The sequence below is a fragment of the Caenimonas sp. SL110 genome, from assembly GCF_001044395.1.
Lineage (GTDB): Bacteria > Pseudomonadota > Gammaproteobacteria > Burkholderiales > Burkholderiaceae_C > Ramlibacter.
Window position 1 is genome coordinate 257,193 of record NZ_JANU01000013.1, and the last position, 16,626, is coordinate 273,818.

Genomic DNA, 16,626 nt, shown 5'->3' on the forward strand with positions numbered 1-16,626 from the left:
TGAGCTTAAAAAGTGCCCAAATGTTCGGCCCTGCCTATTTGGCAGACGGGCTCGGCGCGCCGACGCTGACCTCGACCCTGCGCGGGCCTGCCGGTGGCTGCGGAAAGCCCTGCAGCGCGGCTTCGAACATGGCGGGGAACACGCTCTTGCTGTCCATCCACGGGCCATCGTGGACGGAGCGGCTTTCGAACACAACCTTGTTGGTCGAAAGTTCACGTAACACAATTGCCACTTCGCGGTGGTACCAGGGCGACTCCATGCGTCCCATCAGCCCGAAGTGGCCGCGCCGGCCCCAGCCAAAACCACCACCCCAGATCGAGTCCCACGGATCTGCCCATGGCGAGGCGATTCGCTGGGTTCGACCGGTGAGCTGGACGGTGTATCGGGCATTGGCGTCGTCGCGACGAAGGCCGGCCTTGTGGAGGGGGCCATCGGCGAGCGCCTCGAATTCGGCCTGACCGGGTTCCTGTTGAGACGGCAATCGTTCGAAGCGGTACGTCGGTGAGGCCGGCAGGGCCTGCAGCGTTGAGAACGCCTGCACGTTGCTGTCAACAACGAACGTTGTGGCGCAACCAGCCAATGCGGCGGCGATTGTGACAAGTCCCAGCAGTTTGAACGTCAGTTGTTTCATGGTTCGGATAGGACTCTTGCGTAGGGGCGGTGTTCCCTGTTCATGCCTTGGGGAACTGTCATTGTGTCCCGCTGTCTACAATTCCTCAAACACCGGGCAAGGGCCATGAAAGAAATCGAGTTCAACAAGCTGCGAAAGCGGATCCGGCGCCTGGCCGGTGAGGCCGTCGTGCATTACCAGATGATCGAACAGGGTGACGTCGTGATGGCGTGCCTCTCAGGCGGCGCCGACAGCTACACGATGCTCGACTCATTGCTGTACCTGCGCGAAGTGGCGCCCATCGACTTCGAGGTGATTGCGGTCAACCTCGACCAGAAGCAGCCCAATTTTCCTGCGCACATCCTGCCGCAATACCTCACCCGCCTGGGTGTGCCGTTTCGCATCATCGAACAGGACACCTATTCGATCGTCAAGGACAAGATCCCCGAGGGCAAGACGACCTGCTCGCTGTGCTCGAGGTTGCGCCGCGGGATCCTCTACAACACCGCGCAGGAAATCGGAGCGACCAAGATCGCGCTGGGTCACCACCGTGAAGACATTCTTGAGACGCTGCTGCTGAACATGTTCCACGGCGGCACCATGAAGGCGATGCCTCCGAAGCTGCTTTCCGATGATGGTCGAAACGTGGTGATCAGGCCGCTTGCCTACTGCAAGGAAAGAGACATCAAGGCCTACTCTGAGGCAATGCAGTTTCCGATCATCCCGTGTGACCTGTGCGGCTCGCAGCCCAACCTGCAGCGCCGTGCCATGAAGGACATGCTGACTGAATGGGACCGCAAGTTCCCGGGACGCGTGGACAACATGTTTCGCGCCCTGGCGCATGTCGTGCCGAGTCACCTCATGGATACGAAGCTGTCCGGCTTCGGCAGCGCCCGGCTCTCTGACGAGAGTGGCGACATGAGTAACTGGCTGGCGAGTGAGCCGGCTGAGGATCGGCTCAACGCATTGACCATTCCGATCCAGGTTGCAGTGACGGCGCCGTAGTTCTCGCAGGGGTGCAGCCGCCTCGCCGGCGTGCCCAGTCACACCTCTATTTGGATACTTATGTATCTTATTTGAGGGTGATGTAGTGAATAAGCTGGATTCAGCCATTCACATCAAGAGGACGACCATGCCGCATCTCAACCGGCACTCATACGCACCCCAGGCAGCCTCGATTCGCGCCACTCGAGTTGTTGCTCCTGCACCGGTGCGAACCGTTGCGCTTCTCGTGTGCAGCGCCGCCAGGTCGATGGCTGGATTTCTTCTTCGGATCCGCGCGGGCCACGCTGGTCCCAGGCGCGTTCAGTTGGCCATTCCGGAGTCGCTGGTCAAACCGCTGGAGCGCCAGATGCTGCGCGACTACTTCACCCGCATGAGCAACGGCGCGGACATCGAATTCCTGATTGCTTACTGGAGCTTCACTTCAGATCGCAACGGGTTGCAGCGCTTCGAGCAGTTTCGAACAATCATTGATCGATTTGTTCGCGACAACGCGCAGCGGCCCGTCAGCCTGTCGCCTACGTGCCGCAGTCATCTGTTGACCGACTGGATAACCCGCTCGCCAATTGGCAGGATCGGCCCCAATGAACCAGTGGTCGCCCTGGAGGCGGCGGTTCTGGAAATCCTGGAACAAGTCCAGCCGCAGGGTTCGAAATTGCCGTGGCGTGTCCGGGCAGGTTGAATGTTTGCCTGCCCTGAATGGACGCCCTGCTAGGAGTCTGGGCGGCAGAAGGACTTGAATTACTCCCTCTCCCTCTGGGAGAGGGTTGGGGTGAGGGCAAGCGGCGTCAGTGTCATCGACACTGCTGGTCAAGCCGTTGAATTTTGATGCCCGCCAGCTACATCCCCTACGAGCCCGATCAAGATTTCTTGCTGCCGCCGTCGATGCGCGAGTGGCTGCCCGAGGGGCATTTGGCCTTCTTCATCAACGACACGGTCGACGCACTGGACTTGACTGCGCTTCACGCGCGCGGGCGAGTTGCCCAGGATGTTGCAGGCCGTGCAGGACAACCTGGGTGCGGCCCCGTCACACGCGCTGGCCGACACCGGCTATCGATCTGAAGCGGTGTTTGCGCAATGTGCCGATGGTCCTACTGAGCTGGTGGTGGCGCTGGGGCGAGAAGGCAAGCAGCAGTTGCACTTTGACCCTGCGGGCAAGCCGCACACGGCGGCGATGGCCGCGAAGCTGCAAACCGACTCAGCAAAAGTGGCTTACCGCAAACGCAAGTGGATCGCCGAGCCGCCCAACGGATGGATCAAGAACGTGCTGGGCTTCAGGCAATTCAGCCTGCGCGGACTGCATCGGGTGCAAGCCGAGTGGAAGCTGCTGAACGCAGCATTGAATCTGCGCAGGATGTGCAATTTGAGAACTGCTTGACGGCATGCAAGGTCACCGTACGCCTTCCAAATCGTTCTGGCCGATCACAAAAACGCTGAAAAACCAAACCGGCTCCACGTAGTTCAACGACCCGTGCCCTCACCCCAACCCTCTCCCAGAGGGAGAGGGAGTAATAACCGCTTCGTCAATCCGTTCTGCCGCCCAGACTCCTAGCCGACACGTTCGAGTTCAGCCTTGAATTCGACGGTACGATTCACATAGGTTTGCGCCGCTGCTGCGACACCTGCAACCTCTTCATCGGTGAGCGCGCGCACCAGTTTTCCGGGTGCACCCAGGATCATCGAACGCTCTGGAAAAACCTTGCGCTCGGTGACAACCGCGCCCGCACCCACGATGCTGTTGGCGCCGATCACGGCGCCATTCATCACCACAGCCTGTATCCCGACAAGCGAGCCGTTTCCGATCGTGCAGCCATGCAGCATGGCCTGGTGCCCCACTGTCACGCCTTCGCCAATCGTGAGCGGGTATCCGGGGTCGGCATGCAGGACGGCGCCCTCCTGGATGTTGCTCGAGGCGCCAATGTGAATCGGCTCGTTGTCGCCACGGGCGATGGCACCGAACCAGAGGCTGGCGTGTTCACCCACGGTTACATCGCCAACCAGCGTTGCTTCGCTGGCGACAAATGCGCTGGGTGCAATGACAGGAGACTTGCCGCGAATCCGGTAGAGGGCCATGAGGAATGCCTTGTTTCTTGAGCATTCAAGAATACCGCGCGAAAGCCCCAAAAATCTTCAATGCGCGCTGACACCCGGCGAAGTTGTGCTTCGGCCAGCGCCATAGTCGATGCCCAGTCTGCGAATCGCAACGACGGCCTGAGTCCGGTTGACCACACCCAGCAAACGGAAGATGGCTGTCAGATGGGTCTTGACCGTGATTTCGGCCAGGCTCAGGCGCATGCCGATTTCCTTGTTGGAATGCCCCTCCATCAAAAGCGTTGCGATCTCCTGCTGCCGCACCGTCAACCCGCGCTCTACATCGTCGCCCAGCGACAGCGAGCCTGCGGGACGAATCCACTTTTGCTCGGGTAGCGAATCGGTCAAAGCGCGGTGCACCACGTCCCGCAGTGTTTCCATCGAGACACTCTTGGACACGACGGTACTGGCCCCAGCCCGGGTCGCCGCGGCGATTTCCTGCCGATGTTCGGATGCGGACACGACGACAATCTTTGCGTCAGAAGCGCGTCTGAACAGACTGATCGCGTCAACTCCGGCGGCGCCGGGCAAGCCCAGATCCAGCAGGATCAGGTCCACGTTTGTTTCTCGAACGCGCGCCAACCCCTCCTCGGCGCTGGCTGCTGCGATCACCTCGCTGCACGCCCGCGACTCCTCGACCAGGCTTACGAGTGCCCGGCGAAACAGGGGATGGTCGTCAACCACCAATACGATCTTGTCCATCTCATCGCTCCTTTGCGAACAGAAGTTCTTCCAGCGAACCAGTCAGTGCTGCAGCCTCTAATGGTTTGTAAAGCACACCTATACCCAACTCCCCTGCATCTGTCTCCACCCTCCCGCCAGCTGTGTTGCCTGTGACAAGAACGGCCGGAATATCGAGATTGAATTCTTCCCTCAGCCTGCGAATGACCTGTGAGCCATTGCACGCGTCATTCAGTTCATAGTCGCAAACGATGGCGTCGGGCACGCGGGTCGTGTCGGCGAGCAGTTGCGTTGCTTCCTGGCCGGACCGCGCGCAGATCACCTCACAGCCTGCAACCTGCAAGATGAATGAGGCGGCCCGCAGGATGGACTGTTCGTCGTCGATGAGCACAATGAGCCGGCCCGCGAGGGACCGTTCAGCGATTGCCTGAACCGGTCGACCGCGCGAGACGTGGCTAAGCGGCAGGTCTACGGCAAACATCGAGCCTTTGTCGGGCGCCGAGCGCACGGTCACTGGAAGGCGCAGCGCCAGCGCCAGGCGTCGCACGATCGCCAATCCAAGTCCGAGGCCGCCGGTCCGGTCGTGAGGGCGCGATGGGTCCAGCCTCCTGAACTCATCGAAGATCGCCTGCTGCTCGGACTCGGGAATTCCTTTGCCTGTGTCATACACGGCAAGGCGCAAGGAACTGCCGCGCACCCGGCAAGTCACCAGCACACGGCCATTGGGTGTGTAGCGCACTGCATTGCTGACGAAGTTCAGCACGATGCGCTCCACCATCACCGGGTCGCTGTAGGCATGGGCAGAGCAGGGTCGCACCTTCAGGGCAATACCACGCGCGCTTGCGAGCGGAAGGAACTCCTTTTCGACACGGGACAGCACATCTGCGACGCTGAAGATGCTGAGCGCGGGAATGGCCTGTTCTGCGTCTAGCCGGGAGATGTCCAGTAACGAGCGGAACATGTCGATCAGGTCGTGCGCGCACACCCTCGCATCGTCGATCACCATGCGGGCGCGATCAGGCAATTCGATCCGGGCGAGTCCGTCCAGGTAGAGCGAAATTGCATGCATGGGTTGGCGCAGGTCGTGGCTTGCCGAAGCGAGGAACCGTGACTTGAGCTGGACGGCCCTTTCAGCGATCTCCTTTTGTTCCTGCAGCATGGCCGACAGCCGGTTCCGCTCGACGTCCAGATCTGTGAGATGCGCAAAGTTGGCCCAGTTTTTTCGCAGCAGCCACAGCGTCGTGAACGCGTGAAGGGCAATAAGCAGTATTCCGATCTGCGCGACGCTCGGTTCCTGGGTGGCCACGAAAACAAAGATCGAGCCCGCAATCAGCGGCACCGAAAAAGCAATTACTGCCCATGGGGCGAAGTACCAGTTCGCGCTTGCGTGGGTGGCAAAGATCAGCGACGTGGCGACGCCCATCAAGGCCAGTTGCGGCTGCTCGGGCGAAGCCCGCACGACGAGGCCGACGGCCCAACACGAGCCACACAGGGCGGCTAAATCAGCAAGCCGGCGGATACGCTGCTTCGAGGCGATTTCTGCGGGTGCCCGGTCGCGCAGCCGGTTCCAGCTGGCCAGCGAGCTCCACATGATTGCCGCCATGGTCGCCTGCCACGCCACAGCTATCCAGCCGAAGCCGGCGTGTATCTGCATCGTCAGCGCGAGCGCCATCATGATTGCGATGAACGCAGCATTGCCCCGCAACTGACCCACCATCGCCGCTGTCTGCGCAATGCGGACCTGTTCAGGATGCTGACATTCGAACCAAGAGGTCATTAAAAGAAGCCCGTGAAACTGCGGCAGCGTGTTCGCTGGACACGTCTGCGCTGGCTACCTCCCTTTGAGTTCATTCTTGCATAGGGGTTAGCGAAGACAAGGCCAGAAATACACACTTCCTGCTTCATGCAGCGGTCACCCATCCTTCCGTATAGGGCTCGCTGAAAATTGCTGGCGGACAGCGCGCGGAGGTGTTAAACCTGCAACCTCCTCACCGGTGCGCTATGAACAATTGCTTTAGCCGAATACTTCTTGTCGACGACATGCCGTCGATCCACGAAGACTTTCGTAAGGTCCTGACTCCGATGCGCGGGTCGGCATCGCTCGATGAAGCCGAAGGGGTGCTGTTCGGTGCCACTACCGTGCAGCGCTCAGTCTTCGAACTCGATTGCGCCTCCAGTGGCGAAGAGGGCTTGCGCCTGCTGAAGGCTGCGAGCCTTGAGGGTCGCCCTTACGCGCTGGCGTTCGTGGACATGCGCATGCCCACGGGCTGGGACGGCATGCGCACGATCGAGGAACTCTGGAAGGTAGACGCCGAACTTCAGGTTGTCATTTGCACTGCCTACTCGGACAACCCGCTGGAGCAGGCGCTGGGACGGCTAGGGGCACCTGACCGGCTCCTCGTGTTGAAGAAGCCGTTCGACCCGATCGAGGTGACGCAGATTGCACGCGCCCTGTCAGCCAAGCGCAGGCTCGCACACGAGGCGGCAAGTCATTCGGCCAAACTTGAGCGGGTGTTGCGCGAGGTCCAGGAAGCAGCGGCTGAACTGCGGCTGCGTAACCAGGAACTGGAAATCGTGGCGACCAATGTGTCTCAGAACCTGCGCTCTCCGTTTGCGGCCCTTGGCATGCTCAGCACATTGCTTTCTCAGGAACTGCGCGGCCACCGCGGCGACAAGGTCGCCACTTATCTCGAGCAATTGCGCATTGGAGTGCGCAACGGAGAGGAACTGATTAACGGCGTGCTCTCGCTCTCTGGTATCGCAACAGCCGAACTGTCCGGTCAGCCGCTGGATTTGACCCGGCTTGCGCGCGAGCTCATGGTCGAAATGCGCGAGCGGTTTCCGCAGCGACAGGTATCGACCAGCGTGCAGGATGGGCTCAGGGCCTGGGGAGATCCCAGACTCATTCGACTGGCGCTCGGTCACCTCATTGACAACGCGTGGAAGTTCACGAGCCGCCAGGGAGTGGCAGCCATCACATTCGGCGCAACCCCGAGTCCCGAAGGCGACTCGGTCTTCTTTGTTCGCGACTCTGGCTGCGGATTCGATCAATCACTGGCAGGTGACCTGTTTCGCAAGTTCAAGCGGCTCCATCAAGAAGCTGATTTTCCGGGTAGCGGAGTGGGTCTGGTTGCGGTGGGGCGCATCATCGAGCGCCATGGCGGCCGGGCCTGGGCCGACTCCCATCCGCAGCAAGGAACCACCGTCTATTTCACCCTGCCGACAGCAGTCCCAAGGTGAGGCTCATCATGCTGACTATGCTTCGGTATAAGAGGGTGTCGGCCCGCTGGTAACCGGTGCATTGGCGTGCTACTTTGCTTCCACTTTAGTTGTGCTTTTTTCGTTGTGCCAACCTTCCGACGACATGCCATACATTCAAGAGCAATCCCGCAGTAACACGGTGCCTCATCTCGCTCAGGAGCGGACTGCACCGTTTTTGGCGGTTGCTGCGCCACCTGGCAACGTCGGTGCCGAGTCGCCTGACATGCTGGCGGTGCTCCGCGCGTCGCAGGCGCTCAGTTCGGAGCGCGATGCCGCGCGAATGAGGGCTCGTGTCGAGAAGGTGCTCGGAAGCGTTGTAGGCGCCACCGGGGTTGTTCTGGCATTGTGGGACGAGGATGCCAACGACTGGGTGCTGCAGGCCGAAGACGGGTTGGGTGAGTCGGTTCGGGTCGATGCAGCCGGGCATCGGGTGCCCCTGTCGGCATTGCGATGCGCGGAGCAGGCGGCCGGTCCACTGCTGGTAGGGGACGCCGTCACCGACAGCCGTTTCTCATGCGATTCGTACTTCCAGTCCATGGCGTGCTGCTCCCTGATGGTCGTCCCGATCCTGCACAGGGGCGCAGCACGGGCCATGCTCATACTTGAAAACAACCGCAGTCGGGACGCGTTCAGTGCGGCGCGACTCGATGCTGTGATGATGATCGCCGGGCAGCTGGCAGTCTCGCTTGAAAACGCACAGCTGTATGAACGGCTTGAGCGCAAGGTCACCGCGCAGACGCAGCAACTGCTTGAAGCGCAGTCTCTGTTGCTGACGGAGGCGCGCCGTGCCGGCATGGCGCAGATCGCGACCAACGTGCTGCACAACGTCGGCAACGTCCTGACCAGCGTCAACGTCTCGGCACATGTCTTGTCTACCCAGGTTTCGCAGTCGCCAGCGTCACGCATAGCCGATCTCGCGCAGCTGCTCAACGATCAGGCCGGGGACCTGGAGGCATTTTTTGCGCCCGGTGGAAGGGGGCGCGTCCTGCCCCGTTACCTGCGTGAGCTTGCCGACGCGCTGGGTGCTGAAAAAATGCAGTTGCTGGCCGAGCTCAAGCGTCTGAGCGGCAGCGTCGATCACATCAAGAACGTGGTTGCGATGCAGCAGTCTTACGCCGGGTCCGGGCGGCTGCTCGAGCTGGTGAGCATCGCCGATGTCGTGGACGATGCGCTTCGCATGCAGGAAGTTTCGATGTCGCGCCACGGCGTGGAGATCGAACGCAATTACGCACCGGTGGAAGTTGCGGTACTGGACAAGACTCGCCTGATGCAAATCCTGGTGAACCTGTTCGATAACGCGCGCCAGGCGACGGACGAAACGGCGAGCGAACGATCCGTCGGCGTTAGCGTTCGGCAGGAAATGGGCTGGTTCGTGGTGAGCATTCGCGACCACGGATGCGGCATTGCCGCCGAGAACCTGGAGCGGATTTTCTCGCACGGCTTCACGACCAAGGCAGACGGTCACGGATTCGGGCTCAACAGCTGTGCGGTTGCTGCGCAGGAAATGGGTGGAAGTCTCACTGCTCTCAGCAACGGTCCGGGAACGGGCGCGACATTTGTGTTGCGGCTTCCCGCGCCGTCTTGAGCGCTGGCGCCTTTCGCCCGCGCTGATGGTCCATGATTGCGCCAGGCGGGGGATAAGCGTGCGGCCTGCTTTGATCCCATGATGTCGGTTCAGGCATAGGAGCGCGATGCATGAAGGGCTTGAGGGTCCCCTGGATGGGGGCAGGCGACGAAGGAGAGGGCAGCACTCTCCATGAGAGCTCGGCCACCCGCGTGGTCCGGCATGGCGCTGGCAATGAGGGTGTCATCTGCAAGTCCGCGTTGGGTAGCAACGCGATCCAGCGGGTTCGCGACGAAAAACTGGTATTGCTTCGTCTCGCCGATGTAGAAGGTGTGGTGCGTCTGGCTGATGGCCCTCACCCGCCCGATGTATTGGTTCTACGTGATTGCGGTGGCGTGCCTTTGACCCAGCTGCTAGGCAGCGGACCGCTCGAGCCGGCGTTGCTCCTGCGGCTGGCCACGAAACTGGCGCAGTCCGTCGGTGCCATGCACCAAGCAGGCGTCATCCATCGTGACATCAACCCCTCCAACATCCTTTTGTCGAACGCTGGGGAGCCCGTTCTGATCGATTTCGACAGGGCGATGTTTGCGGGCCAGCGTCCTGCGACCACCCGCATCGAGAGCATCGTAGGCACCTTGGGCTACCTGGCTCCAGAGCAGACGGGGCGCACCGGTCATCTTGTCGATCAACGCGCCGATCTTTATGCGCTTGGCGCTAGCCTCTATGAGATGGCCACTGGCCGCCCGCCATTCGAGGGAGCCGATGCGCTACAACTGATTCGGGACCACCTCGTGCGCGAGCCGAGCGCACCCTCGCTCATCGATTCGCATGTGCCACAGGGCTTCTCTGACATTGTCTTGCGCTTGCTTGCGAAGACCCCGGAGCAGCGATACCAGAGCGCAGACGGCCTGCTGCATGACTTGAGGCGGCTGCGACTGGAAATTGGCGAAGGACGCAGCAGCAGCTTTGAACTGGGGGAGCGCGATTTTGCCGTGCGCATCGCCGCACCGGCGCGACTGGTGGGTCGCGATGCGGAACTTGCCACGCTGCGAGCCGCACTTGCAAATGCGAGGGTGGGTTCCCAGCGCACCGTATTGATCGAGGGTTCCGCGGGGGTCGGCAAGACCGCGTTGATCAACAGCCTTCGTCCCGACGTGACAGCCGCGGGCGGCTGGTTCGTCCATGGAAAAGTTGACCAGTACCACCGCGAGGGCGCGACGGCGGGTGTGATGACCCAGGCGTTGAGGGCGCTTGGCCGAATGTTGCTGGCGCAGGCAGGCACCAATTGGACCGAGGATCGCAAGCGCATCCTGTTGAGCCTGGGAGTTCGTGCTGGCGTGATGACCCGGGTTCTTCCAGAATTCGCGCTGCTGCTCGGTCCCCAGCCCGAAGTGCCCGAGATCGATCCGCGCCAGGCCGAATTGCAGCTGCATCAGGCAACCATAGACCTGCTCGGAGCCATCGCATCTGCCGAGCGCCCGCTGGTCATCGTGCTGGATGACCTGCAGTGGGCTCCTGCGTTGTCGCTGCGTGGTTTTGAAAGTCTTATGACTGACGCTTCGTTGCGTGGTGTGTTGCTGGTGGGTGCGTATCGGGGGGCTGAAGCTGACGCAGAACATGCTCTTGAACCGATGATCCGGCGATGGAACCAGCAACCGCAACGGCCAGTCCACCTCGCCCTCGACAACCTTGGTGAGGAGGGGGTTGCCGGCCTGGTCGGGCAGATGCTTCGATTGCCGGAAGATGAGGCCAGAAGATTGGGCGCTGCCGTCGGAGCGCTGACAGGCGGCAATCCGCTCGACACGGTGGAGATGGTCAACACATTGCGCAGGGACGGCCTGCTGGGCATGCGCGAGCATGGCTGGCACTGGGACGAACACGCCATCAGGCGCTTTGTCGGCAAGGGCAATCTGGTGGATCTGCTGGCCGCTCGCATCGCTCGTCTGCCGCCGGCTTCACGTGAGCTTCTGGAGTTCATGAGCTGCCTTGGCAACGCAGTGGATTTCCAGTTGCTTCGCATTGCCGTCAACGTCAGCGACGTCGAACTTCACGAGCGTGCGCGACCCGCGCTCGACGACGGCCTGCTCACAAGGGCAACGCTGGGCGAGCAGAAGATACTGGAGTTCCGCCATGATCGCGTCCAGCAGGCTGTGCTGGGGGCGATGAATGATGCTCGACGCGCCCAGCGGCAGCTCGCAATGGCCCGTCATCTTGCAGGCGAGATGAACTACGCTGGCGAAGCCGCGCAGCAATATCTCGCATGCGTCGGCGAGCTCATCCAGCCTGATGAGCAGCGTCAGGCGGCCAATCTCTTTTGCGCACTGGCGGCGAAACTCGCCAGAGCCGCGATTCACCTTCTGGCCGAACGATACCTCGCGGCTGCCAGTGCACTTTTTGATGCAATCGACGACCCAGCAGATGCGTTTCAGCGCGGTACGGTCGATGCCAGTCGCCACGCCTCGCTTTACTGCCTGGGGTGCCTCGACGAGGCAGATGCCTGCTTTGCCGCGGTGCGTGCTCGGGTGTCAGATCCGCTTGCGCTGGTTGAACCGGCATGTCTTCAAATGCGAAGCCTCGACATGCGCGGCCGGATGGAAGAGTCGATGCAACTGGGCCTGCAGCTTCTGGCGCAACTTGGACTGCAGGCGCCGCCGGGTTACGCCACACCTGACACGGAGCAGCGCCTTGGTGCCCTGGGTGAGTGGATATTGCACGACAGCCAGGTCCAGGCCGCAGCGCGCCCCCAGATCCAGGCCCCACGCCTGCTGGGCATTGCCAAACTGCTGGGTCGCACGGTGCGCTCTGCGCTGGTTCGTTTCGACACCAAAGCCATCGTGTGGCTGCTACTGCAATGCCAGCGGCTTTGGGCAGAGCACGGTACCTGTCCGGAACTTGTGAGCTGTCTCGGACGTTTGTGCGGCATGTTGATCATCCGGCAGGACTATCGAACCGGATGCAGCCTGGCACACCATGTACTGCAGGTCGGCCAGGCCATGGGCTACGAGCCGCAGACATCAGAAGCGCGGTTCGTCTACGCGACGTATGCGTGTCACTGGATGGAACCGGTCGAAGAGATGCTCCGGCAATCAACCCTGGCGTTCGAGGGCCTGCAGCATGGTGGAGATGCCTCTTATGCGTGCTATGGCCATCTGGTCCTTTTCACTGCCCTGGTAGAGATCGCACCCACTATCGACGCGACCCTCGAGGAGCTGGATGCTGGCATCGCGCTGTGCCAGCGCACGGGAAACCTTCATGCCGCCGCGCTCCATGCCAGCTTGCGGCAGGCGCTTCGCTCGCTTCGAGGGCTCACGCAGCCGACGGGCAGCTATGACGACGCGCAATATAACGAAGCGGATTTTCTCGCCCGAATGGGCAGGTTGCCTTTCGTCAGAAACGCCGTGGCGGAGTGCCGTGCCATGCATGCGCTGATCATGGGCGATGCGCACGAGTTGAGTCGAAATGCAGATGCGGGGCTGGCGACCCTTGAAAACCTGGCCGGTTACTACATGACCGTCTACGGCCACTTCTTTGTGGCGATGGCGCGGGCCTGGGAACTGCAGGGGCAGCCTGCCGGCGAAAAGCAGCAGGCCCAGCTGGCCGAACTGGAAATGTGTCGCAGCTGGCTTGCCGCCCGCGCGGCCGACCAGCCCTATAACTTCCTGCATTTGCAGCTCCTGGTCGAAGCGGAACAGGCTTGGGCCACAGGCAACTTGTGGAGAGCCGCCGAGGCATTCGATGCTGCGGTGGTCCAGGCTGAAATGCGCGACCGCCCCTGGCATCGATGCGTGATCCTCGAACGCGCGGGCCTGTTTCACCTGGACCGCGGACTCTCGCACGCGGGCCGTCAGTTGCTCGGGGATGCGTGCGATCGATATCGCTTGTGGGGCGCGCAGGTCAAGGTTGCACAGCTGGAGCGGGATCACGCATTCCTGCTTGGGCAGGTGCCGGGTGAAAACCCGGCATCGGCACTCGCGCCCGGTCCGGGCGAGTCCGCCAATCGCAGGGCTCAGTCCGAAAGCGGCGAAGGGGCGGGCACCGGCTCTTCAAGGGACAGCAACGGCGTGTCTTCGGACGCGTTGGACTTGATGGGCGTGTTGCGCGCGTCGCAGGCGCTCAGCTCCGAGACAAGCCTGGAGCGGTTGATGGCGAGGGTGACCGAAGTGCTGGCAGCGCTCAGTGGGGCCACCAAGGTGCAGGTGCTGTCGTGGAGCGAGGGCCAGTGGTGGCTGCTGGCCCCTGCACCGGGACAGGCATCGATCACGATGACGCAGGCGGGCGAGCAGGGCTTGCTGCCGGTTTCGGCGGTGGGATATGCCGAGCGCACAGGTGAAGCACTCGTGGTTGACGATGCGCCCCACGACGACCGGTTCGCGCGCGATCCTTACTTCGCGGGCATCGCGCTTTGCTCGCTGCTGGTCGCGCCGATCGCCAGCCAGGGCTCGGCGCGCTCGATGTTGTTGCTTGAAAACCGCCTGGGTCGCGCCGCATTCAATGCACAGCGGCTTGATGCGGTCATGCTCATCGCGGGACAGCTGACGGTCTCGCTGGCCAACGCGCAGCTGTATGCAAGCCTTGAGCAGCGGGTTCAGGTGCGCACCCGGGAACTGGAGCAAACACAGGCGCAACTCGTGACGACCGCCAGAAAAGCCGGCATGGCAGAGATTGCCAACAACGTCCTGCATAACGTGGGCAATGTGCTCAACAGCGTCAACGTTTCAGCGAGCATCGTCAGGCGAACGATCGGCAATTCGCGCATCGACGGGTTGACCCGCGCGGTAGATCTCATGAACGAGCACGAACACGACCTGGCGGACTTCATGGGGCACGACCCGAGGGGGAAGGCGCTGCGAGGCTACCTGAATGGGCTGGTGGGAGCGCTTCGCACCGAACGTGATGACGTGCTGGGGGATCTTGACCGGCTGTCGCGCAGCGTAGAGCACATCACATACGTGGTGGCCAACCAGCAATCGCATGCAGGACCTTCCAGCGTGGTGGAAAGCGCGCAGCCGCACGAACTGCTGGAGGAGGCTCTGCACCTGAGCGCAGAGGCGATCGATCGTTATGGAGTGATCATCGAGCGCCGCTACGACCCGGTGCCCGCGCTGGAACTGGACCGGCAGCGGCTGCTGCAGATACTGGTGAACCTGATCGGCAATGCGGCGCAGGCGATGGAGAGACTCCCCCCGCCTGAGCGACGGCTGACTCTGGGCGTCACCACGAGCCAAAGTGGTGCCGGGGGAGAAGTCGAGCGACTGCTCATCACCGTGCGGGACCACGGCGAGGGCATCGCACAAGAAAACCTGACCCGAATATTCGCCCACGGGTTCACGACCCGCAAGGCCGGGCATGGCTTTGGCTTGCACAGCAGCGCATTGGCCGCCATGGAAATGGGGGCGACCCTGGCGGCCCATAGCGATGGCCCCGGGATGGGTGCAACCTTCACATTCGACTTGCCGCTCGATTGGAACTGATTGCAGGCACGCGTTACTTACTCCTGAGTCGATGCCTTTTCGATCGAACCGTGACAAACCAGGAGAAACTGATGGATGCCGACCAACTCATTCAATCCCTTGGCCTGACGCTGGGCCTGCCGAACCTGCGATTCGACGCGCACGGTTGCGCGCGACTGGCCATTGAAGGCGCGCCGGCGTTGAACCTGGAGCGAGACGCTTCCGGTGGGTTGCATCTCTACAGCGTTCTTTGTCCCATCCCGCCGGACGGCCGGGAAGCCGTCTATTCGCAACTCCTGCAGGGCAACCTGTTCGGCACAGCCACGGCAGGCGCATCACTGGCTGTCGATGAGCTGCACGGTGAAATCGTGCTATGCGACAACGTAAAAGCCGAGCAGGCCAGCGCCCAGACATTTGCCACTCAGGTCGAAGCTTTCGTTGCGGCCGCCGAAGACTGGCAGGGGCGTCTGAGCACAGCGCCGTCGCAAGCGCGCAGCCCGGCATCGCAGGCGGCGCCCCGCATGATGGACCATTTCATTCGGGGTTGAGCCCAATTCACTTGATGGAAAGCAGTGAGAAGCGGTAAAAGTGCTCGCAAGCGGACAGCAGACAACCCGCTGACTCCCCACCCAAGACCATCGTCTGATTCGCAGGACCCTCGTTCTCCGTATTGTTCGCTTTAGGGGAGCAACAAACGACGGACCTGTTCACGTCGTGTGCCAGCAGGTCGGGGGCCAAATGTTGTTCATGCAAGAAGTCGTTCCAGAAACGCAAACCAATTCACCGGCCCTCGATGGGCTGACCGTGTTGATCGCAGATGCGCAGCACCTCGTGCGGGGTGGCCTGAAGATGTGCGTGGAAGCAGTCGACCACGACGTCGCTGTGCTCGAAGCGGACACGCTCGTATCGGCTGTCGAGACCTTCCGCAGTTGCCCTGAAATCGACCTGGTGTTGCTCGATCTGGCCATGACCGGCTTGCACGGCTCGTCGGCGCTTGAAAGCTTCATGCAGCACTGCCCCCATGCCCGCGTTGTTGTCGTCTCCTCGACGCACGACATGAAGTCCGTCCAAGGCGCTCTCGCCAAAGGCGTGCGTGGCTTCCTTCCCAAGAATGCAGGTCGGTCTGCGTTCGTCAACGCCATTCGCTTCGTTCTTGGCGGCGGCATCTATATCCCCGCAGAAGCGTTGTTGCCCGAAGGCACGCCAATCCCGGCAGCCCAGCCCAATTCGACAAGCCAGGCGCTCGAGCCCGCGCTCACGCCGGAACAGATTGCCCGAGGCCGCGCCGCGGCATTACGCGGCGCGAGATTGACAGCACGCCAGATCGACGTCTTGGCCCAATTGCTCGATGGCAAGGCCAACAAGCAGATCTGCCGCGAGCTGAACCTGGCTATGGGTACTGTCAAGTGCCATGTAGGCGCGATCCTCGGCGCGCTCGAAGTCAACAGCCGCGCTGAGGCCATTGCCGCCGCCAACAAACGTGGTTGGCGCGAATGGCTGATTGAGCCGCGTTCGCAGGGCCGCCACCACGCCTGATGCGGCGGAGCCTCTTTTCTGCAGGCTCCGTATAAATCCTGACAATTGAACTTGATGTCGCATCACGCAGCATGCGTGATGCATGTGCGCGAGCGAGCTGCAGGGCCGCGCGTGCGGCCGCTGAGGGGTGATAGCCCAGAGAACCGGACTTCAGTCAGAACTTCTGACAGACACCTTTGAGTGTGTCGGCGCGCTCTTTCAGGACCGCGCTGAAGACTGCCGTCAGCGTGCTGTTGATGGCCAGAAGCGCCTGGAATTTCAGCAGATCCGCAGCCGTTGAGGATGGACCCAGCAGTGCGTACGCCGCATCGAGTTCCGCTTCGGTCGGATCGATGATCGCACCTGCAGTTGTTGCGACTTCATTGAGGGTGAGTGCCATCAGAATTCTCCTGTGGTGGGTTGGGGTATGAAAATGAGTGACTGGCCGTCGA

At 61.7% G+C, this 16,626-nt stretch carries 11 protein-coding genes and 2 pseudogenes; 8 read left to right on the top strand and 5 right to left on the bottom strand.

Going from position 1 to position 16,626, the window contains the following annotated elements; translation table 11 throughout:
- Positions 1-34: 34 nt before the first annotated feature.
- Complete coding sequence (locus tag AQ12_RS09505) at positions 35-631, bottom strand: DUF4136 domain-containing protein (protein ID WP_048439625.1); 597 nt, start codon at positions 629-631, stop codon at positions 35-37.
- 42 nt (positions 632-673) lie between these two features.
- Between AQ12_RS09505 and ttcA the strand changes: the two are divergent.
- The 3 genes and pseudogenes from ttcA to AQ12_RS09520 form a co-directional block, all read left to right on the top strand.
- A pseudogene (gene ttcA, locus AQ12_RS09510) lies at positions 674-1,534 on the top strand (tRNA 2-thiocytidine(32) synthetase TtcA); the annotation flags it as partial.
- 427 nt (positions 1,535-1,961) lie between these two features.
- Positions 1,962-2,294, top strand: coding sequence for a hypothetical protein (locus AQ12_RS09515; RefSeq protein WP_152682734.1), 333 nt, complete (start codon positions 1,962-1,964; stop codon positions 2,292-2,294).
- Positions 2,295-2,600: 306 nt separating this feature from the next.
- Positions 2,601-2,990, top strand: a pseudogene (locus AQ12_RS09520) (transposase); the annotation flags it as partial.
- A 170-nt stretch (positions 2,991-3,160) separates the two neighbouring features.
- On the opposite strand, the gene AQ12_RS09525 reads toward AQ12_RS09520, so the two are convergent.
- The 3 genes from AQ12_RS09525 to AQ12_RS09535 are packed head-to-tail and all read right to left on the bottom strand — an operon-like array spanning position 3,161 to position 6,059.
- Positions 3,161-3,685 carry a gamma carbonic anhydrase family protein gene (locus AQ12_RS09525; protein WP_048439627.1) on the bottom strand — a complete coding sequence of 175 codons (525 nt, stop codon included), beginning with the start codon at positions 3,683-3,685 and terminating at the stop codon, positions 3,161-3,163.
- Positions 3,686-3,742: 57 nt separating this feature from the next.
- The gene (locus AQ12_RS09530; RefSeq protein ID WP_048439628.1) at positions 3,743-4,405 is read right to left on the bottom strand and encodes a response regulator transcription factor; all 663 of its coding nucleotides are present in this window, start codon (positions 4,403-4,405) and stop codon (positions 3,743-3,745) included.
- Between the two features lies 1 nt (position 4,406).
- Positions 4,407-6,059, bottom strand: a complete 1,653-nt coding sequence (locus AQ12_RS09535; protein ID WP_161799006.1) for a hybrid sensor histidine kinase/response regulator — start codon at positions 6,057-6,059, stop codon at positions 4,407-4,409.
- A 365-nt stretch (positions 6,060-6,424) separates the two neighbouring features.
- On the opposite strand from AQ12_RS09535, the gene AQ12_RS09540 reads away from it, so the two are divergent.
- From AQ12_RS09540 to AQ12_RS22070, 5 genes are all read left to right on the top strand, one after another.
- Positions 6,425-7,624 carry an ATP-binding protein gene (locus AQ12_RS09540; RefSeq protein WP_238587689.1) on the top strand — a complete coding sequence of 400 codons (1,200 nt, stop codon included), beginning with the start codon at positions 6,425-6,427 and terminating at the stop codon, positions 7,622-7,624.
- Positions 7,625-7,784: 160 nt separating this feature from the next.
- Positions 7,785-9,230: a sensor histidine kinase gene (locus tag AQ12_RS22060; protein WP_161799007.1), complete on the top strand. Its 1,446-nt coding sequence runs from the start codon at positions 7,785-7,787 to the stop codon at positions 9,228-9,230.
- Between the two features lie 110 nt (positions 9,231-9,340).
- The gene (locus AQ12_RS09550) at positions 9,341-14,680 is read left to right on the top strand and encodes an AAA family ATPase (protein ID WP_048439630.1); all 5,340 of its coding nucleotides are present in this window, start codon (positions 9,341-9,343) and stop codon (positions 14,678-14,680) included.
- 71 nt (positions 14,681-14,751) lie between these two features.
- The gene (locus AQ12_RS09555; protein WP_048439631.1) at positions 14,752-15,207 is read left to right on the top strand and encodes a type III secretion system chaperone; all 456 of its coding nucleotides are present in this window, start codon (positions 14,752-14,754) and stop codon (positions 15,205-15,207) included.
- A gap of 199 nt (positions 15,208-15,406) precedes the next feature.
- Positions 15,407-16,195 carry a response regulator transcription factor gene (locus AQ12_RS22070; RefSeq protein WP_161799008.1) on the top strand — a complete coding sequence of 263 codons (789 nt, stop codon included), beginning with the start codon at positions 15,407-15,409 and terminating at the stop codon, positions 16,193-16,195.
- A gap of 154 nt (positions 16,196-16,349) precedes the next feature.
- Here the strand turns inward: AQ12_RS22070 and AQ12_RS09565 are convergent, their stop codons facing one another.
- Positions 16,350-16,574, bottom strand: coding sequence for a hypothetical protein (locus AQ12_RS09565; RefSeq protein WP_048439632.1), 225 nt, complete (start codon positions 16,572-16,574; stop codon positions 16,350-16,352).
- Positions 16,575-16,626: the final 52 nt, after the last annotated feature.